At 66.3% G+C, this 18,818-nt stretch carries 20 protein-coding genes; 15 read left to right on the top strand and 5 right to left on the bottom strand.

Features of this window, described 5'->3' with window-relative positions; genetic code table 11:
* Positions 1 to 35: 35 nt before the first annotated feature.
* The 3 genes from fliS (at position 36) to M2343_RS12250 (ending at position 2,368) form a co-directional block, all read left to right on the top strand.
* Positions 36 to 404 carry a flagellar export chaperone FliS gene (gene fliS, locus M2343_RS12260; RefSeq protein WP_264576883.1) on the top strand — a complete coding sequence of 123 codons (369 nt, stop codon included), beginning with the start codon at positions 36 to 38 and terminating at the stop codon, positions 402 to 404.
* Positions 405 to 537: 133 nt separating this feature from the next.
* Entirely contained in the window at positions 538 to 690 is a 153-nt protein-coding gene (locus M2343_RS12255; RefSeq protein WP_264571511.1) for a hypothetical protein, read from the top strand.
* A 166-nt stretch (positions 691 to 856) separates the two neighbouring features.
* A complete protein-coding gene (locus M2343_RS12250) occupies positions 857 to 2,368 on the top strand; it encodes a PQQ-dependent sugar dehydrogenase (protein WP_264576882.1) in 1,512 nt (503 codons plus the stop codon).
* Between the two features lie 46 nt (positions 2,369 to 2,414).
* On the opposite strand, the gene gdhA is transcribed toward M2343_RS12250, so the two are convergent.
* Positions 2,415 to 3,764 carry an NADP-specific glutamate dehydrogenase gene (gdhA, locus tag M2343_RS12245; RefSeq protein ID WP_264576881.1) on the bottom strand — a complete coding sequence of 450 codons (1,350 nt, stop codon included), beginning with the start codon at positions 3,762 to 3,764 and terminating at the stop codon, positions 2,415 to 2,417.
* A 474-nt stretch (positions 3,765 to 4,238) separates the two neighbouring features.
* On the opposite strand from gdhA, the gene ung reads away from it, so the two are divergent.
* Together ung and M2343_RS12235 are read left to right on the top strand one after the other, a co-directional pair.
* Positions 4,239 to 4,979, top strand: a complete 741-nt coding sequence (ung, locus tag M2343_RS12240; RefSeq protein WP_264576880.1) for a uracil-DNA glycosylase — start codon at positions 4,239 to 4,241, stop codon at positions 4,977 to 4,979.
* Between the two features lie 73 nt (positions 4,980 to 5,052).
* Complete coding sequence (locus tag M2343_RS12235; protein ID WP_264576879.1) at positions 5,053 to 5,982, top strand: DUF808 domain-containing protein; 930 nt, start codon at positions 5,053 to 5,055, stop codon at positions 5,980 to 5,982.
* 145 nt (positions 5,983 to 6,127) lie between these two features.
* On the opposite strand, the gene M2343_RS12230 is transcribed toward M2343_RS12235, so the two are convergent.
* On the bottom strand, positions 6,128 to 6,481 hold the full coding sequence (locus M2343_RS12230; RefSeq protein ID WP_264576878.1) for a hypothetical protein: 354 nt from the start codon (positions 6,479 to 6,481) through the stop codon (positions 6,128 to 6,130).
* 44 nt (positions 6,482 to 6,525) lie between these two features.
* Here M2343_RS12230 and M2343_RS12225 point away from each other — a divergent pair, with 44 nt between their 5' ends.
* Complete coding sequence (locus M2343_RS12225; protein WP_264576877.1) at positions 6,526 to 7,638, top strand: serine hydrolase domain-containing protein; 1,113 nt, start codon at positions 6,526 to 6,528, stop codon at positions 7,636 to 7,638.
* Positions 7,639 to 8,062: 424 nt separating this feature from the next.
* On the opposite strand, the gene M2343_RS12220 is transcribed toward M2343_RS12225, so the two are convergent.
* The 3 genes from M2343_RS12220 to pdxH are packed head-to-tail and all read right to left on the bottom strand — an operon-like array spanning position 8,063 to position 10,522.
* On the bottom strand, positions 8,063 to 8,890 hold the full coding sequence (locus M2343_RS12220) for a PhzF family phenazine biosynthesis protein (protein ID WP_264576876.1): 828 nt from the start codon (positions 8,888 to 8,890) through the stop codon (positions 8,063 to 8,065).
* The gene (locus M2343_RS12215; protein WP_264576875.1) at positions 8,887 to 9,891 is read right to left on the bottom strand and encodes a cation diffusion facilitator family transporter; all 1,005 of its coding nucleotides are present in this window, start codon (positions 9,889 to 9,891) and stop codon (positions 8,887 to 8,889) included. Before M2343_RS12215 ends, M2343_RS12220 begins: the two co-directional genes overlap by 4 nt.
* Positions 9,892 to 9,901: 10 nt before the next feature.
* On the bottom strand, positions 9,902 to 10,522 hold the full coding sequence (gene pdxH / locus M2343_RS12210) for a pyridoxamine 5'-phosphate oxidase (protein ID WP_264576874.1): 621 nt from the start codon (positions 10,520 to 10,522) through the stop codon (positions 9,902 to 9,904).
* A gap of 163 nt (positions 10,523 to 10,685) precedes the next feature.
* Here pdxH and M2343_RS12205 point away from each other — a divergent pair, with 163 nt between their 5' ends.
* The 9 genes from M2343_RS12205 (at position 10,686) to M2343_RS12165 (ending at position 18,749) form a co-directional block, all read left to right on the top strand.
* Positions 10,686 to 11,381, top strand: a complete 696-nt coding sequence (locus tag M2343_RS12205; protein ID WP_264576873.1) for a DUF4136 domain-containing protein — start codon at positions 10,686 to 10,688, stop codon at positions 11,379 to 11,381.
* Between the two features lie 93 nt (positions 11,382 to 11,474).
* Positions 11,475 to 12,401 carry a DnaJ C-terminal domain-containing protein gene (locus tag M2343_RS12200; RefSeq protein ID WP_264576872.1) on the top strand — a complete coding sequence of 309 codons (927 nt, stop codon included), beginning with the start codon at positions 11,475 to 11,477 and terminating at the stop codon, positions 12,399 to 12,401.
* Between the two features lie 94 nt (positions 12,402 to 12,495).
* Entirely contained in the window at positions 12,496 to 13,452 is a 957-nt protein-coding gene (locus M2343_RS12195) for a YihY/virulence factor BrkB family protein (RefSeq protein WP_264572320.1), read from the top strand.
* On the top strand, positions 13,449 to 14,258 hold the full coding sequence (fabI, locus tag M2343_RS12190; RefSeq protein WP_181560875.1) for an enoyl-ACP reductase FabI: 810 nt from the start codon (positions 13,449 to 13,451) through the stop codon (positions 14,256 to 14,258). Before M2343_RS12195 ends, fabI begins: the two co-directional genes overlap by 4 nt.
* 52 nt (positions 14,259 to 14,310) lie before the next feature.
* Positions 14,311 to 15,381: a chorismate synthase gene (gene aroC, locus M2343_RS12185; protein WP_264576871.1), complete on the top strand. Its 1,071-nt coding sequence runs from the start codon at positions 14,311 to 14,313 to the stop codon at positions 15,379 to 15,381.
* Positions 15,378 to 15,965, top strand: a complete 588-nt coding sequence (locus M2343_RS12180) for a hypothetical protein (RefSeq protein ID WP_264576870.1) — start codon at positions 15,378 to 15,380, stop codon at positions 15,963 to 15,965. Before aroC ends, M2343_RS12180 begins: the two co-directional genes overlap by 4 nt.
* A gap of 27 nt (positions 15,966 to 15,992) precedes the next feature.
* Complete coding sequence (locus M2343_RS12175; RefSeq protein WP_264577556.1) at positions 15,993 to 16,409, top strand: secondary thiamine-phosphate synthase enzyme YjbQ; 417 nt, start codon at positions 15,993 to 15,995, stop codon at positions 16,407 to 16,409.
* 73 nt (positions 16,410 to 16,482) lie between these two features.
* Positions 16,483 to 17,805 (top strand): dicarboxylate/amino acid:cation symporter, encoded by a 1,323-nt coding sequence (locus M2343_RS12170; protein WP_264576869.1) that lies wholly within the window; start codon positions 16,483 to 16,485, stop codon positions 17,803 to 17,805.
* A gap of 8 nt (positions 17,806 to 17,813) precedes the next feature.
* On the top strand, positions 17,814 to 18,749 hold the full coding sequence (locus tag M2343_RS12165) for a glutaminase (protein ID WP_413716018.1): 936 nt from the start codon (positions 17,814 to 17,816) through the stop codon (positions 18,747 to 18,749).
* Positions 18,750 to 18,818: the final 69 nt, after the last annotated feature.

The following is an 18,818-nucleotide window of genomic DNA, read 5'->3' as shown; positions in this document are numbered from 1 at the left end:
GCTGTATGTACATGGGTTCGCATCCGATGAGGCCGATGGCCGCGCTCCGCCATTATGCGGCGGTGGATAGCGGCAGCCGCGTCGAGGGCGCCACGCCGCACCAGCTCGTGCGCATCCTTTTCGACGAGCTGCTGCTCGCGCTGGATACCGCCGCACTGGCGCTCAAGGCCGGCGACCGCCACAAATGCCTGGACCGGCAGACGCGCGCGCTCGCCATTCTCCACGCGCTGGAGACGAGCCTTGATTTCGATCAGGGCGGCGAGATCGCCATCAGCCTTGCGACCATCTACCGCGAGACGCGCCGCCGGACGCTGGAGGCGACCGTCGCCAATGATCCCAGCCTGATGGAGAGCGCCCACGGCTTCATCGCGGAAATCGCATCGGCCTGGAAGCAGATCGGCTGACGGCCTAGCCGGCCCGTCCGACGCTCCTTTCAACTCGTCCGCTTTTCCGGCATTCGTCGCAAAGCCGGGCACCGGCCGCTCTTCCATCCGTTTCGCTCCCATGCCCATCAAGGGCGACAAGAGAGGATGGACCATGGCAAACCAGAACCAGCAGAACGATCAGCAGCGCCAGCCCGGCCAAGGCGGCCAGCAGGACCAGTCCAACACGGACAAATCCGGTCGCCAGCAGGGCGGACAGGACGATCAGAACCAGCAGGGCGGCGGTCAACGCCAGAACCAGCGCTGATCCGATCGGACATGCGAAGGCCGCCGGTGTTCCGGCGGCCTTTGTTGTGTCCAGGCATTCCCCAGCATCTTCACGCCCCCGCCGGCTCACATTTCACCGCCTTGTCCTTGACTTAGCGCCATATTGCCGATCTCCTGGCATCTGAAGGAACAGGCAGGAGCGAGTGATGCGGTCGGTTATCCTGTCGTGCATGATCCTCGCGCTGGCCGGATGCGGTGGCGATGACTCCGCCACTCCAACGCCCACGCCAACCCCCACGCCAACCCCCACACCGTCGTCCAATCGCGCGCCCGCTTTCACGTCGCCCGCCGCGGTCTCGGTCGTCGAGAACGTCACGGCTGCTTATGCCGCCCGCGCCAGCGATCCGGATAATGATCCCGTCACGATCAGCATCGCCGGCGGTGCCGATGCAGCGCTGTTCTCGATCAACGTCACCGGAGATCTGGCCTTTCGCACGCCGCCCAACTTCGACGCGCCGGGCGATGCCAATGGTGACAATGTTTATGAGGTGGCGCTCAACGCCGGTGACGGGCGCACGAGCGCCCAGCAGGATGTCCGCATCACGGTCACCAATGATCGGGAAGGCATTGCCGTCCGCCGCGTGGCGCAGGGCTTCAGTCAGCCCATTGCGCTGTATCGCAGCCCCGACAGTTCCTCCGTTATCTACGTCGCCGAGCGTGGCGGACGCGTCTACCGGCTGGACACCACCAACGGCTCGCGCACGCTGGCGTTGACCCTTCCCAATCTCTCGACCGATGGCGAACGCGGACTCATCGGTATGACGGTGGGGCGGAGCGGTCTCGGCAATGCGAGCGATCCGCACGCGCTCTTCCTGCTTTGGACGGACTCAGTCGGCACCATTTGGCTTACCAGCCATGCCGCTCAATCCGATGGCACATTCTCGGCGGGGAGCGCGGTCTTTTCCGCCCCCCATCCCAATTTCAGCAATCACAATGGGGGATGGGTCGATTTTGGCCCCGGCGGAGATAGTCCCGCCGGCGTGCTCTATGTCGGCCTCGGCGATGGTGGCGGAGCGGGGGATCCCAATAATAACGCCCAGAACAACGCGTCGAGCCTCGGGAAGATCATGCGTGTGGCGCGCAGCCCGGACCCCTATGCCGGTGCCTCAGTTCAGTTTTGGTCGCCAGCCACCGTCTTTGCCTCAGGCCTGCGCAATCCCTTCCGTGGCGGTCTTGAGGATTCGACCATCATCATCGGCGACGTCGGTCAGGATCAGCGCGAGGAGATCAATGTGCTGCCGATTGCAGAGGGGCCGTACAATCTCGGCTGGCCCTATCTGGAAGGCACGCTTCCCTATAAGGGCGCGGTCCCGTCGAACGTCAGTCTGACCGCGCCCAAATTGCAATATGGCCACGGGACGGGGCTGTTTCAGGGCCGGTCAGTGATCGGCGGCGTGGTCTATCGGCAGTCGATTCCCGCGCTCAATGGTCATTATCTGTTCGCCGATTTCGTCAGCGGCAATCTCTGGTCGGTCCCGTTCGACCGGCTGCGGAACGGGCCGTTGCTGGACGGTACGGGTTTCGAGAACCGCAATGCCGATTTTGTGCCGGACGTGGGCACGATTGATCAGCCCGTCGCCTTCGGCAAGGATTCCCTCGGAAACGTCTTCATCATCGATTTCGACGGCGAGATTTTCCAGATCGTCCCGGCCAGTTGATTCGCATCCGGAGGCCACCGTCTCGCCGGCAGCCTCCGTCACCGCGTCAGATTACCCCAAGCGCGTCCATCGCCTCGGCCACGCGGACGAAGCCGGCGATGTTGGCGCCCAGCACATAATCGGCGGGGGCGCCATATTCCTCGGCGGTTTCCGCGCAGCGGTCGTGGATGTCGTGCATGATCGAGGCGAGGCGGCTTTCCGTCTTCTCGAAGGACCAGCTGTCGCGCGAGGCGTTTTGCTGCATTTCCAGCGCGGAGGTGGCGACGCCGCCGGCGTTGGCGGCCTTACCGGGCGCGAAGAGGATGCCGGCTTCCTGAAACAGCCGCACGGCATCCGGGGTGGAGGGCATGTTGGCGCCTTCGCCCACCGCGATGACGCCATTTTTGAGCAGCGTCTTGGCGTCATTGCCGGTCAGCTCGTTCTGGGTGGCGGACGGCATGGCGATGTCGCAGGGCACATCCCAAACCGAGCCGCCCTCGACATAATGGCTCTTGCCGCCCTTGAGGCGCACATAGTCGCTAATCCGGTCGCGGCGGACGAGCTTCACTTCCTTGACCAGTTCGAGGTCGATGCCGTCTTCGTCCATCACATAGCCGTTCGAGTCCGAGCAGGCCGCGATGATGCCGCCGAACTCGATGACCTTTTCCATGGTGTAGATGGCGACATTGCCCGAGCCGGACACGGTCACGCGCTTGCCATCGAAGCTCTGCTTGCGGGTCGCCAGCATCCGCTGGACGAAGTAGGTCGCGCCATAGCCGGTGGCCTCCGTGCGGGCGCGCGAGCCGCCGTGGAACAGCGCCTTGCCGGTCAGCACGCCCGCCTCATAGCGGTTGGTGAGGCGCTTATACTGGCCGAACATATAGCCGACCTCGCGCCCGCCCACGCCGATATCCCCGGCCGGCACGTCGGTATATTCGCCCAGATGCCGGAACAACTCGGTCATGAACGACTGGCAGAAGCGCATGATCTCGCCCTGCGAGCGCCCGCGGGGGTTGAAGTCCGATCCGCCCTTGCCGCCGCCGATCGGCATGCCGGTGAGGGCGTTCTTGAAGGTCTGCTCGAAGCCGAGAAACTTGATGATGCCGACATTGACCGAGGGATGGAAGCGGATGCCGCCCTTGTAGGGCCCGAGTGCCGAGTTGAACTGGACGCGGAAGCCCCGGTTGATCTGCACCTGGCCATTATCGTCCACCCACGGCACGCGGAAGATGATCTGCCGCTCGGGCTCGCACAGCCGCTCGATCAGGGCATTGTCCAGATAATGGGGCCGCTTTGCGACGACGCGGCCGAGGCTTTCCAGCACCTCGGTCACCGCCTGATGAAATTCCGGCTCGCCGCCATTACGGCGGATGACGTCATGCAGGACCGGGCGAAGCTTATCGTCAATTCTCAGCAATGTTTGGTCTTTCTTCTCTGGACTTAAATTTGATGGCTGGGGCGGGACGGCGCCGACAGGGCGCGCGTGGGGCAGACAGAGACGAAGCGACCGAACATTGCCGGGCCGAGCAGGACTCAGCGCGCGGTGAAGGCTGGCGTGCGTGCTCTGGTCAGGCCTTAGCGGGGTGGCGGAATTTGATGGAATGGCGTGGCATCATGCGGACTTTCCGGCGGGGGGGCGTGCGCGTCTGGAACGTCGCACGGCGGTTCGGCGAAAGGGCCCCGAGCCCGGCGCGCACAGCACCGGGTCCCGGGGCTAGATGCCCGCGAGAAGCTGCCCCGCATGATGGCGGATGGAAAAATGCCTGATGCATATCCGCATGAAAAATCCCATGCGTTTCCTCGCCTTGCGTGTCAACCGGCAGGGGCTGTCTGCCGTTCGCGCCTATGCGGACCGATTTGCCCGGCGCCGCAAATGCTCTAAGCCGGCCAGATGACTGCCGATGCCGACACCGCCATAACCCCGCCCTCCATCCCTGCCACGCTCGATGAAAGCTGGCGGGCGGCGCTGGTCGATGCGTTCGCCGCGCCCTCCATGGCGCAGCTCAAGGCCTTTCTTCAGGCCCGCAAGGCGGCCGGCGCGCAGATCTTTCCGCGCGGCAGCGACTGGTTCAACGCGCTCGCCCTCACGCCTTTGCCGGATGTCCGCGTGGTGATCCTCGGGCAGGATCCCTATCATGGGCCGGGGCAGGCGCATGGCCTGTGCTTCTCTGTGAAGCCGGGCGTGCGGCCGCCGCCGAGCCTCGTCAACATCTTCAAGGAATTGCGGACCGATGTGGACTTTACCCCGCCCGGTCATGGTCACCTCGTCCATTGGGCGGAGCAGGGCGTGCTGCTGCTCAACAGCGTGCTCACCGTCGAGATGGGGAAGGCCGGCGCCCACGCCAATCAGGGCTGGGAGCGGTTCACGGATGCGGTGATCGCTGCCGTCGCCGCGCAGGACAAGCCCGTCGCCTTCCTGCTCTGGGGGGCATACGCCCAGAAGAAAGCGGCGTTCGTGCAGGATGTGAGCGCCGGGGGGCGGCATCTGGTGCTGAAGGCGCCGCATCCCTCGCCGCTCTCGGCCCATAACGGATTTTTCGGCTGCCGGCACTTCTCGCGGGCCAATGCGTTTCTCACCGCGCAGGGGCGGGGGGCGATCGACTGGTCGTTGCCGCCCGAGCCTGCCGCCTGACCTGTTGCCCGATCTTTCCGCCCGCCGGGCAATCAGGCAGGGTGGCTGCAATATCCTGACGAGGAGCATCCTTATGGCCTCCGGCCTCGCCGCCCTGCTTGACGACGTCGCCGCCATCGCTCGCCTCGCCGCGGCATCCGTCGACGATGTGACGGCCGCTGCCGGCCGGGCCAGCGTGAAGACAGCTGGCGTGGTGGTCGACGATGCCGCCGTGACACCGACCTACGTCACCGGCTTTTCGCCGCAGCGCGAGTTGCCGATGATCTGGCGCATCGCGCTTGGGTCCATTCGCAACAAGCTCATCATCCTTTTGCCGCTCGCCCTCCTGCTCAGTGCGTTTCTGCCGCAAGCGATCACGCCGCTGCTGATGGTCGGCGGCACCTTCCTCGCCTTCGAGGGGGCCGAGAAGATCATCGAGATGCTGCGGGGCGGCCATGCGCAGGAGGAGGACATGCTCCCCGCCGATGGCGACGCCGCGGCGCTGGAAAAGGCGAAAGTCTCCGGCGCGATCCGCACCGACCTCATTCTCTCGGCCGAGATCATGGCGATTGCCCTGGCGGACGTGGCAAGCCGCCCGCTGCTCACGCAGGCGCTGGTCCTCGCCGTCGTCGGCCTGCTGGTAACCGTCGCGGTCTATGGTGTGGTCGGGTTGATCGTGAAGCTCGACGATATCGGTCTGCATCTGGCCAAGACCGGTGGCCCTTTGGTCCAGCGGGTCGGTCGCGGGCTGGTGCGGATGATGCCGGGGGTGCTGAGCCTGCTCGAATCGATCGGCATGGTGGCGATGCTGTGGGTCGGCGGCGGGATCATTCTGCACGGGCTGGAAGGCACGCCGCTGGCGGTGCTGCCCCATGGCCAACACGCCATTGCCGAAGCGGTGAGCCACGCGCCGGCGATCGTCTGGACCATCAGCGCGATGCTGGCGGCGCTGTTCGGATTCCTCGTCGGCTTGGTGGTGGCGGCGGTGGTGCACCTCGTGCAAAAAATGCGTGGGGCGCATTGAGGCGATTTAGCCCCTCCTCTTTAGAGGAGGGGTTGGGGTGGTGTTGCACCCTCGCGTTTATTTACTGACTTTGCGATGCTGGCGCATCCACCACCCCCGGCCCCTCCTCTGAAGAGGAGGGGAGACATAGCGGTCCACCCCGCCCTCAGCGCTCGGGCATGCAGCCGAAGCCGGGCTTGAGCCGCGCGGATCGCGTGGCCAGCATGGGTATCTTGGCGGTCAGGCGCCGGGCCTCGGGTGCATCCTCATAGCGCACCAGCGCCATCCACGGCACGCCGGCGAGATCGCTCTGGCAGCTTTCGAGCGGGCGATTCTCGACATAACGGCACGAGCAGCCCAGGCGCGCGGCGAGGCCGGCGGCCTGGTCGGCCTCCCGCTGCCAGCCGGGCCAGCTCACCGCGACCCAGAAGGCGACCAGAACCACCGGCAGCAGGGCGAGCCAGCCGCTCGCGCGCTTCATCATGGCCTTGCGCTTGAGAGGATCGCGCTGCCCCCACATCTGATTATCCCCTTTCATCGCGCTGCGTGATAAGACCGCGCGCGATGAAGATCAAAAGCCTTTCCCGCTGGCTGTGCGTCACCGCCGCCAGCCTGATGCTCGCCGGGGCGGGTGCGTCGCAGGACGTGCCGGCCAGCCGCTATGCCGTGCTGAAGGATAGCCCCGGCCTCTCCGCCATGGCGCTGCGCGAGGCGGTGGACCCGCTGTTCGATCCCGGCGATGGCGCAGACGTGGGCGAGACACGCGCGCTCATCGTGATGCGCGGAGGTGAGATCGTCGCCGAGCGCTATGCCGATGGATTCACGCCGCAGAGCCGCTTCCTGAGCTGGTCGATTGCCCGCACGGTCACCGGTCTCATCGCCGGCATGATGGTCTCCGACGGTCTGCTGGCGCTGGACGATCCGGCGCCCGTCGCCGCCTGGCGACAGACCGGCGATCCGCGCGCCGCGATCAGCTTGAGGCACCTGCTGCAGATGAGCAGTGGCCTGCAATATCGCGAGGATTGGCAACCGGGCGAGCCGAGCGATACGCTCGCCATGCTCGCCGGCGAGGGCAGCACGGATCAGGCGGCGTTCGCGGCGGCCAAGCCGCTGGTGCAGGCCCCGGGCGCGACCTTCGCCCCGAGCGCGGGCAGCACCATGATCCTCACCGGCATCATGACCGACAGGCTGACCGCGAGCCATGATCCGCTCGCCCGGCGCGCCGCCATGGCGCGGTTTCTCGATGCCCGCTTCGCGAAACCGCTCGGGCTCAAGGACTTCGTGCCGGAATTTGATGCGCGCGGGACGCTCGAGGGCGCGTTGATGATGCATATGACGGCGCGCGACTATGCGACAATCGGCGAACTCATCCGCCAGCGCGGCCATGTGGCGGGGCGCCAGCTCATCGCCGATCCGTGGTTCGATTTCATGACGGCGCCATCGCCGGCTCACGCCGCATTTGGCGGGCATCTCTGGCTCAACCGGGGTGGCGACCCCTCACCGCTCTTTCCGGGCCAGGCCGGTGCCGGCGTGATGGCGGCGGTGGGCGAGCGCGGCCAGTTCGTGCTGGTTTCGCCCGAGCAGCGACTGGTCATCGTCCGCCTCGGCATCACCCGCGAGGAAGACATGGACGCCCTGCGCGAAGCCATGGCGCGGCTGGTTCGGCGGTTTTCGTGACTGGTCAGGAGTGTGGCGCTGCCAGTTTAACGGACCAACCGTAGCACGAGGCGTTGGCGTGGATGACGCTTGCGCGCGGTGCGTCGGTCGCGACGACCAGCGTTGCCTGCGCCCACTCCAGACGAACAGCTGGTTGACCATCGATCGCTACGGCTCGACAGGCGAAGAGCCGATCCGTTGGAAGCCAGCGGGGCTGTATCCAGACGACTCTGGAGAAGCCGGACAAAGCGCCGCAGTCTGTCATTTGAACGCGCGCTTCGGTCCAACCGTCGGGCGAGAGACTTTCATAAAAGGTCGTTGTGTCGCACGTTGCGCTGCCGGCTGACCGCACAAGTCCGAACGCCAGAATGAGGAGCAAGGCGGCGCAGCCCAAGTGGAACTGCCGACGTTCGTTTTGCGTCAGTTCTCTCTTGCTCATGACGGCTTACCACCCTGAAAGCAAAAACTGCCCCTCGATCACCGTGCGGCATCGACCGGTGAGAATGACGCGGTCGCCGGTGCGTTCGCAGTCGACATAGCCGCCGCGCGCGCTGGCCTGATAGGCGGTGAAGCGGTCGCGGCCGAGCCGGTCGCTCCAATAGGGCGTGAGCAGGCAATGGGCCGAGCCGGTCACCGGGTCTTCGTCGATCCCTGCGCCCGGCACGAAGGCGCGGCTGACGATATCGGTCTCGGCGCCCGGCGCGGTGGCGATGATGAGCAAATTGCCGAGCTTGCCGAGCGCCGCGAAATCGGGGCGCAGCGCGCGCACTTGCGCGTCGTCCGTATAGACGAGCAGGCGATAGCCGCCGTCGCGGGCGTGCGTCTCCTGCGGCGCGGGGCTACCGAGCAGGGCAGCGATTTCTGAAAGGTCCGCCGGCGTCATGGCCATGCCCGGCAGATCGAGCTGGTAGGTATCGCCTTCACCGCCCGCCACGCGTTCGACCACCAGATCCCCGGCCTGCTGTGTGCGGAAGCGCAGGCTCTGTCGCGCGGCGCCCATCAGGGCATGACCGCTCGCCAGCGTGGCGTGGCCGCACAGCGCGACTTCCACGGTCGGCGTGAACCAGCGCAAGTCATAGTCCGCCCCGGCGTCGGGCGGGAGCGGCACGGCGAAGGCAGTCTCCGCGAGGTTATTCTCCTGCGCGATCGCCTGCAGCACATCGTCCGCCAGCCAGTGATCCAGCGGCATGACAGCGGCGGGGTTGCCGGTGAACGGCGCATGCGCAAAGGCATCGACCTGGACGAAAGGGAGGATCATCGGCGCTGCCGTCATGGGGCGGGCGTCTCCGGCCCGGGCGTCTTGTCGCTCGCGGCGGCTTCGTTGACGAGCACCGTGCGGGCATCCTGCTGGGTGAGCAGGTCGCTTTCCGGCTGGTCGGCGGGGTCGGGGTGGATGATCAGCTCCAGGCCGGGGAAGTCGGCGGTCAGGTCGCGGGTGATGTCCTCCATCACGTCATGCGCCTGTTTCAGCGACATATGCGGGTCGAGCCAGATGTGGAACTGGGCGATGTCATGCGATCCGCTGCTGCGGGTCCGCAGATCGTGGATGCCGTGCAGGGCGGGGTGCCGCTCGGCAATGTCGAGGAAGCGCTGGCGCTTTTCCAGCGGCCATTCCTTGTCCATCAGCTCGCCAATGGCGTGCATCGCCGTCCGGCCCGCATTGAGCGCCAGCCACAGGCCGATACCGAGGCCGAAGAGCGCGTCCGCGCCGCGCAGGTGCAGCGCCGTTTCCAGAACCAGCGCCAGGATGACCGAGCCATTGAGCAGCAGGTCACTGCGATAATGCAGGCTGTCCGCGCTGATCGCGACCGATCCCGTCGCCCGGATCGCACGCGCCTGATAGCTGACGAGCAGGATGGTCAGCACGATGGCGAGGATGGAGACGCCGATGCCATATTCGATCGCCGTGGGCGTGCCGGCACTGCCGAACCGCTCGACCGAGCGCAGGATGATGAGGACTGCCGCAACGCTGATGAGCGAGACCTGAAACAATGCGGCCAGAGCCTCCGCCTTGCCATGGCCGAACCGGTGGTCGTAATCCGCCGGCCGCGCGGCGAGGCGGACGGCGAAGAGCGTGACGAGGCTGGCAACCAGATCCAGCCCGGTGTCCGCCAATGAGCCAAGCATGGCGATGGACTCGGTGCGCAGCACGGCCCAGCTCTTGGCCGCCGCGAGAATGAGCGCCACGGCGACGCTGGCGAGCGCGGCCTTGCGATTGATCGCGCCGGTCGTGGCGAGATGATCCTCGCGCGCCGGAGGCGTCGCCGCACTCACCGGCCATGCCTCATGGATAGAGCATCTGCGCGGCCCAGCGACCCGCGCCGTCCGCCTCGTAGCGGCGACGCTCGTGGAGGCGGAAGGCCCGGTCCAGCCAGAACTCGATTGCGCGCGGGGCAAGGCGGAAGCCCGACCAGTGCGGCGGGCGGGGCACGTCGACGCCGGCGAAGCGCGCCTCGACCTCCCTGATGCGATCCTCGAAGGTCTCGCGGGCATCCAGCGGCCGGGACTGATCGGATGCCCAGGCGCCGATCTGCGACACGCGCGGACGCGAGGCGAAATAGGCGTCCGCCGTGGCGGCATCGACCGGGCCGACCGGTCCCTCGATCCGGATCTGGCGCCGCAGCGACTTCCAGTGGAACAGCAGGGCCGCCTCCGGATGGGCGAGCAGTTCCCCGGCCTTGCGGCTCTCGAAATTGGTGTAGAAGGTGAAGCCTTCCGGTCCATAGCCCTTGAGCAAGACCATGCGGGTGGAGGGTCGGCCCTGCGCATCGACGGTCGAGAGCGCCATGGCCTCGGGATCATTGGGCTCGCTGGCCCGGGCGTCGACCATCCATTGGGCGAAGAGGGCGAAGGGGTCGTCCGTCAGCGTGGTTGGCTCGGATGAGGTCGCGGTCTGTGTCGGCATGCGCTTCACCTAGCCTGTCCGGCCGCGCGTGGAAACTCTCCTGTCGATGGTCGACCGCCTTTCATTCATGCGCGCGCAAGGCGCCGTGCCATAAAGTTCCCGTGCCGATGCCGGGCCAGTGGGGTGGACTGGCGCGGGACAATCCCTGCGCAAGAGGACATTGATGATCGTCTCTCCCCTCGCCCGGCTGATCGCCGCCACTTCCCTGCTTGCTGTCGCGTCGCCCGGCGTCGCCCAATGGGGTCGCAGCCCGGATCGCTGGGGCGGCTCGCGCATCGATTCGCCGCGTGCACCCCTCGTGAGCAGCGGCCGTGACTCGCGCGAAGGGCAGGTCGATGCCGCACAGTTCACCGCTGAGGGCGGGGCTGCGCGGCTCGGCAGGGGGCCGGTTCAGGTTTCCACGCTGACCGGCGCGGTCGATGACGTCGCGGGCACGGCGCCCTTTGAAGCGGCGGTGATCGATCAGTTGGTGAAGGCCGGCTATGATACGCTGGCGCAATCGCAGGGCGACAGCGGGCAGGTGACCGAACTGCGCATCCGCCGCGAGGTGCTGGTGCCCGAGGAGACCAAGCGCAAGCCGGTGAGCGGCGAAATGATGGTCGGAACCGGCACCTATGGATCGACGATGGGCATGGCGCTCGCGGTCGATCTCTCCAAACCGCGCAAGGCGCTGGTGTCGACCCGCATGGAAGCGCGCATCCTCGACAAGGCTACCGGCGCGCCCCTGTGGGAAGGCCGGGCCGAGATCGCGACGCGCGAGGGCGATTCGCGCTGGAGCGACCAGGCGATCGCCACGCGCCTCGCCGAGGCGATGTTCGAGCGGTTTCCGAACGGGCCGGCACGCGTCGCCGCGCGCTAGCCGCACGCGCATCCCCACTTGCGGCGCCGCGCCGCAATCGCCAGATGAATGCCATGAGGCATGATATCTTCGTGAACGGGTGGGTAGAACGACATGGCTGATCCCTATTCGCTGCTGGGCGTCCCCCGCAGTGCGGACGAGGCGGCGATCAAGTCCGCCTATCGCAAGCTCGCCAAGGAGCTGCATCCGGACCGGAACAAGGACAATCCCAAGGCCGCGGAGAAATTCTCCGAGGTGACGCGCGCCTATGATCTGCTGTCCGACAAGGACAAGCGCGCCCGGTTCGACCGGGGCGAGATCGATGCCGACGGCAACCCCACGCATCCCTTCGGCTTTGGCGGACAGGGCGGGGGCCGGTCACAGGGCGGCGGGCCGGAAGGCTTCGAGTTCGGGGCCGGCGGCGCGGACTTCTCGGACATTTTTGAGGGGCTGTTCAGCGGCGGCCGGGGGCGACCGGGCGGCGGCTTCGGCTTTGGCGGGCGCGGTGCGCCACCACCGCAGCGGGGTGCCAACATGGCCTATCGCCTGTCCGTGCCGTTCGTCGATGCCGCGACGCTGGCGCCGCAGCGCATTACGCTCGCCGATGGCAAGACCATCGATCTCAAGCTCCCTGCCGGTGTCGAGAATGGCACCCAGATGAAGCTCAGCGGCAAGGGCCAGCCGGGCCCGGCTGGCGCGGGCGATGCCATCGTCACCATCGAGATCGGCGATCACGCTTTCTACAAGCGCGATGGCGACAATGTGCGGCTGGACCTGCCGATCAGCCTCAACGAGGCCGTTGCCGGCGCGCGCGTCAAGGTACCCACGGTCGATGGGCCGGTGATGCTCGCTGTTCCGGCGGGCGCGCATTCCGGGCAGACGCTGCGGCTCAAGGGCAAGGGTTTCCATCGCAAAAGCGGTGGTCGCGGTGACCAGCTCGTCACGCTGATGATCGACGTGCCGGGCCATGATGCCGCGCTCAAGGCTTTCGTGGAGAGCTGGAGCGACACGCGGCCGTTGCGGACGCATCTGGGCGTGTGATCCCGGCGCGGGCGAGCCCTGCGCTATGGTCGGTGGCGAGAGGCGCATGTGGGCGATTCCCTCGCCTGCCGCTTTGTTCTAGAGATCGGGCGTGCTGACCAATCCCTCTCCGCAATCGCCTGAAGCGCGTCGCCGCCGGTTGCGCGATCGGGGCGAGCGCCTGCGCGCGGAAATCGAGCGGAGTCGCTGGGCGAGCCGCGCCCTGGCCGTGGTCAAGCGCGTCGCGGTCGGCGTTTATAATGACGGCTTCATCCATGCCGGCAATCTCGCTTATCTGACGCTGGTCGCGGTTTTCCCCTTCTTCATCCTTGCTGCGGCGATCGCGCAGATCCTCGGGCGGACCCGCGCCGGTCTCGAAACGGTGAACGGCTTTCTGCTGACGGTGCCGCCCAGCGTCGCGCAGGTGCTGCGGCCGGCGATCGTCGATGTGCTGGAGGCGCGCACCGGGCCCTTGCTCTGGCTGGGTGCCATCATCGGCCTGTGGACCGTGGGCAGCTTGATCGAGACGATCCGCGACATTCTCCGCCGGGCCTATGGCACGCGCTCGACATCGCCCTTCTGGCATTACCGGTTGCGGGCCATGGGCATCATCGTGCTCAGTGTCTTCGGCGCGCTGCTGGCGCTTTCCCTGCAGGTTCTGCTGGTGGCGGCGGAGACGATCGTCGAGCAATTGCTGCCCGGCAGCGACCAGGCTTTCGCCATTCTCACCGCCACCCGCTTCGTGCCGGCGATCATCCTTTATCTCGCGCTTTACTTCATCTTCGCAGCGCTGACGCCGAGCCGTTATCGCGCCAAGCGCTTCCCGAAATGGCCCGGCGCGGCGTTCACGGCGGGCTGGTGGTATGTCACCTCGTTGCTGCTGCCGCTCTTCTTCTCCAACATTACCAGCTACAGCCTGACCTATGGCGGTCTGGCGGGCGCGATGATCACGCTCATTTTTTTCTTCATCATTGGGCTTGGCGTGGTAATTGGCGCCGAACTCAACGCCGCGCTGGCTGATTTCCCGGACGGGGAAGAACCGGCGGAAGAGACGGAGGATCCAACATCATGACAGGCCTTATGGCCGGCAAACGCGGCCTCATCATGGGGTTGGCCAACGACAAGTCGCTGGCCTGGGGTATTGCCAAGGCACTTCACGCGCAGGGCGCACAAATGGCCTTCTCCTATCTGGGCGAGGCGCTGGAGCGGCGCGTGCGCCCGCTGGCGGCGGAAGTCGGCTCTGATTTTCTGTTGCCCTGCGACGTGTCGGACATGGCGTCTGTCGATGCCTGCTTCGAGGGGCTGGCCGCGCGCTGGCCGACCATCGACTTCGTGGTCCACGCCATCGGCTTCTCGGACAAGAACGAGTTGCGCGGCGGCTATGTCGACACCAGCCTGGAAAACTTCCTGCTGACGATGAACGTCTCGGCCTACAGCCTCGTCGCCGTGACGAAGCGCGCGGTGCCGATGATGAGCGAAGGCGGGTCGATCGTCACGCTGACCTATTACGGCGCCGAGAAGGTGATCCCCCACTATAATGTGATGGGCGTCGCCAAGGCTGCGCTGGAGACCAGTGTCAAATATCTCGCCATGGATCTGGGGCCGCAGAATATCCGCGTGAACGCCATTTCCGCAGGGCCGATCAAGACGCTCGCGGCATCGGGCATCGGCGACTTCCGCTACATCCTCAAGTGGAACGAGCTGAACTCGCCGCTGCGCCGCAACGTCACCATCGAGGATGTCGGCGGGGCCGGGCTGTATCTGCTCTCCGATCTCGCCTCCGGCGTAACTGGCGAGATTCATCATGTCGATGCAGGCTATAACGTCATTGGCATGAAGGCCGAGGACGCGCCGGATATCGCGCTCGACAAGGGATGAGCGGCAGCGCAGCCGTCTGCGCTGCCCTGGCGGCTGAGCTGGAAAGAATGGCATGAGCTTCAATAGTTTCGGGCGGGTCTTCCGCTTCACCACCTGGGGCGAAAGCCACGGCCCGGCCATCGGAGCCGTGGTGGATGGCTGCCCGCCGGGACTGGCGCTGAGCGAGACCGATGTGCAGCCCTGGCTGGACAAGCGCCGCCCGGGCACCTCGCGCTTCACCACCCAGCGGCAGGAGCCGGACCAAGTGCGCATCCTCTCCGGCGTGTTCGAGGGGAAGACGACCGGCACCCCGATCAGCCTGATGATCGAGAATGTCGACCAGCGCTCCAAGGATTATTCCGAGGTCGCGCAAGCCTATCGGCCCGGCCATGCCGATTATGCCTATGACGCCAAATATGGCCTGCGCGATTATCGCGGCGGCGGACGCTCCTCGGCGCGCGAGACAGCGAGCCGGGTTGCGGCGGGCGCCGTGGCGCGGCTGGTGGTGCCGCAGGTCCAGATCCTCGGCTATGTCAGCGAAATCGGCGGGGACGCCATCGATCCTGCGGCATTCGATGCCAGCGAGATCGGCAACAATCCCTTCTTCTGCCCGGACCCGGCTGCGGCCGCGCGCTGGGAAGCGCTTGTCGATGCGGCCCGCAAGGATGGCTCCTCGCTCGGCGCCGTGGTCGAATGCGTCGCCATGGGCGTGCCTGCCGGCTGGGGCGCGCCGCTCTATGCCAAGCTGGACAGCGAACTGGCGGCGGCGATGATGAGCATCAACGCGGTGAAGGGCGTGGAGATTGGCGATGGCTTTGCCGCTGCCCGCCTGCGCGGCGAAGAGAATGCCGACCCGATGCGGCCGGGCAATGACGGTCGCCCCGTCTTCCTTGCCAATCATGCCGGTGGCATCGCCGGCGGTATCGCCACCGGTCAGCCGATCCGGGTGCGGGTGGCGTTCAAGCCGACCAGCTCGATCCTCATTCCGCAGGAAACGGTGACGCGCGAAGGTGCGGCAGCGGACATCCGCACCAAGGGTCGCCATGATCCCTGCGTCGGCATTCGTGGCGTGCCGGTGGTCGAGGCGATGATGGCGCTGGTGCTGGCCGATCAGGCGCTGCTCCACCGGGCGCAGTGCGGATGAGGGCGGCGTTCGCAATCCTCGCTCTGGCAAGCCTTGCCGCCTGCCAATCCCAGCCTGCAGATCCGGACAATGGTGCGCAGGCGGATAGCAACATCATTGCGCCGGCCAACGACAGCGCCGACGCGGCGAATGCGGCTGAGGAGCCGGCGGAGGCAGAGACGCTCGACCGGGTCGGGCCGATCCGCATCGGCGCGACCCTCGCCGAACTGGCCGCGCAAGGGCTTGCGGTCGCCGGCCGGGACGATCCCATGCCGGGCTCGACCTGCACCTATGCGCATTTCAAGGGCTGGCCGGACGCGGCGGTGATGCTGGATGGCGACCATGTCGTGCGGGTCGATGTCTCCGATGCGCAGCATGAGGGACCATTTGGCCTGCGCGTTGGTCAGAGCGAAGCCGAGGCGATCAAGCGGCTCGGTTCGGCCAAGGTGCAGCCGCATCCCTATACCGGCCCGACCGGCCATTATCTGGTGTTCCATCGGGCCAATGCGCCCACGGGCCTGATCGCGGAGACGGACGGCAAGACCGTGCAGAGCTGGCGCATCGGCCAGTGGGAGCAGGTCCAGTGGGTTGAGGGCTGCTCATGATCTTTGCGCCCGCCGGTCATGGCTGATCTGCGGCAGGCCAGCACGGTCCTGCGCATTGCGACGCCCGGGCAGGCCATGGTGGAGATCAGCCGCGAGGTTGCGCGCTGGGCTTTGGCGCAGGGCATGGACGAAGGCCTGCTGACCGTTTTCTGTCGTCACACCTCCGCCTCGCTCACCATTCAGGAAAATGCCGCGCCGGCGGTGCAGAAAGATCTGCTCGCCTGGCTGGCGCGGATGGCGCCTGAGGACCAGCGCTATCTCCATGACGATGAAGGGCCGGATGATATGCCGGCGCATCTCAAGGCCGTACTGACCGGCGTTTCGCTCAGCGTGCCGCTGATCGGCGGGCGGCTGGCGCTCGGCACCTGGCAGGGCATCTATCTGGTCGAGCATCGCCGTGCCCCGCATCAGCGCGAGGTGGCGTTGCATCTTCTGGGATGCTGAGTGGCTTTTTGCGTATTTGCGATGCGCTCCCCGCACTGTTAGCCTGCCTCGCAACACCAAAAGGGGATCGAGCATGACCGAAGCCAGCGCGGGCGAAGACCGCAAGGAAACGCGCCTGCAATACTGGATGCTCGGCGGGTTCCTGGCGGGGCTGGCGCTGGGGCTGATCGTCCACAGCGTCGCGGCGGACGCGGCCTGGGTGGCCATCGTCACCACCTATGTCACCCAGCCCATCGGCCAGATCTTCCTGCGCCTGTTGTTCATGCTCATCATTCCGCTGCTGGTATCGGCCCTGATCGTGGGTGTGGCGGATATGGGTGAGGCGCGGCATCTCAAGACCGTGGGCCTGCGCACCTTGCTCTACACGGTCGTCGTTTCCAGCATTTCGGTCGCCATCTCTCTGGCACTCGTCAATCTGCTCCAGCCGGGCGGCGGCATCGATCCGGCGCTGGCCCGCAGCATGATCGCGCAATCCTCGGAAGGGGCGGCCTCCATCGTGGCGCAGGCCGGCGAGTCCAAAACCGGCGTCGAGGCGGTGCTGGCGATCGTGCCGACCAATTTCGTCGCGGCGATGAGCGCGAACGACATTCTGGCGGTGATGTTCTTTGCGCTCTTCTTCGGCGTCGGCTTCCTGCTGGTCGATCCAGCGAAGACCGCGACGATCAAGGCCGGGTTCGAAGGCATTTTCGAGGTCTCGATGCGGCTCATCGGCCTTGTCATCAAGCTCGCGCCCATCGCCATCTTCTGCTTCATGTTCAATCTGGCGGCGCTGTTTGGCTGGGAACTGATCGGGCGTCTTTCCGCCTTTGTCTTTGTCGTGCTGCTGGCGCTCGGCCTGCAGATGTTCGGCGTGTTTCCGCTCATCCTCAAGTTCATCGCCGGCAAGAATCCCATCGCCTTCTTCCGCGAGACGCAAGAAGCCAGCGTGATGGCTTTCGCCACGGCCTCTTCCAATGCGACCCTGCCCACATCGTTGCGGGTCGCCGAGGAGAAACTGAAGCTTCCGCGCCCCATCTCCCGCTTCGTGCTCACCATCGGCGCCACTGCCAACCAGAATGGCTCAGCCATGTTCGAGGGCGTGACGGTGCTGTTTCTCGCGCAGTTTTTCGGCGTCGATCTGACGCTGGGCCAGCAGCTCGTCGTGATGCTCATCTGCATCATGGGCGGGATCGGCACGGCGGGCGTTCCGGCCGGCACGCTGCCGGTGATCGCGCTCATCCTCGCCAGCGTGGGCGTGCCCCCGGCGGGCATCGGGCTCGTGCTGGGTGTGGACCGCTTCCTCGATATGTGTCGCACCACGGTGAATGTGGTGGGCGATCTTGTCGCGGCGCAGGTGATCGCCAGCACCTCACGCGATGAGCTGCCGCAGGAGCCGGCCGATATCGTCATCCATTGATCGCTCCGATGGCTGGCGACCTGCAGACAATCGTCGACGAGATCGTCGCGGCCATGGCGGCCGAACGGGATCGCGGCGCCGTCGCGACCTATATCCCCGGCCTAGCCAACGTCTCCCCGGATCAGTTCGGCATGGCCATTGTCGGCGCGGATGGGACCATCGCCATGGGCGGGGATGCGCGCACGAGCTTTTCGATCCAGTCCATCTCCAAGGTGTTCGCGCTCACCATGGCGCTCGGCAAGGTGGGGGACCAGCTCTGGAAGCGCGTCGGCCGCGAGCCTTCCGGCAATGCCTTCAACTCCATCGTCCAGCTTGAGGCCGAACAGGGCATTCCGCGCAATCCGTTCATCAACGCCGGCGCGCTGGTGGTGGCGGACGTCAATCTCTCCGGCCATCAACCGCGCGAATCCATCGGCGCGCTGCTGCGCTTCGTGCGCTATCTGGCCGATGACGAGAGCATCGCCATCGATGAAAGCGTGGCGCGGGGCGAGGCGGAGACGGGCTACCGGAACATCGCGCTGGCCAATTACATGCGGGCCTTCGGCAACATCCACAATCCCGTCGATCTGTTGACGGGCTGCTATTTCCACCAATGCGCCATCGCCATGGACTGCGTGCAGCTGGCGCAGGCCGGCCGCTTCCTCATGCTGGATGGCCGCCAGCCGGCGGGCGGGCGCGTGGTCTCGCCTCGCCGCGCTCGCCGCATCAACGCGCTGATGCTGACCTGCGGCCATTATGACGCCAGCGGCGACTTCGCCTTTCGGGTGGGGATGCCGGGCAAATCCGGTGTCGGCGGTGGCATTCTCGCCGTCGTACCCGGCAAGGCGAGCATCGCCGTCTGGTCGCCCGGCCTCAACGAAAGCGGCAACTCCCACCTCGGCACGCGCGCCCTGGAACGGCTGGCCGAAGCGACCGGCTGGAGCGTCTTCAGCGCGCGGGCGTGAGTTGGGCAGGGCCGCTCTTGTGCGTTGGGTAATCACCACCCTTGGCAAGCGGTGGCCGCGCGCCTAACT

Source organism: Sphingobium sp. B8D3B, assembly GCF_025961875.1.
Taxonomy (GTDB): domain Bacteria; phylum Pseudomonadota; class Alphaproteobacteria; order Sphingomonadales; family Sphingomonadaceae; genus Sphingobium.
The sequence above is the reverse complement of the archived record's forward strand: the minus strand, read 5'-3'. Positions and strand labels throughout refer to the sequence as shown.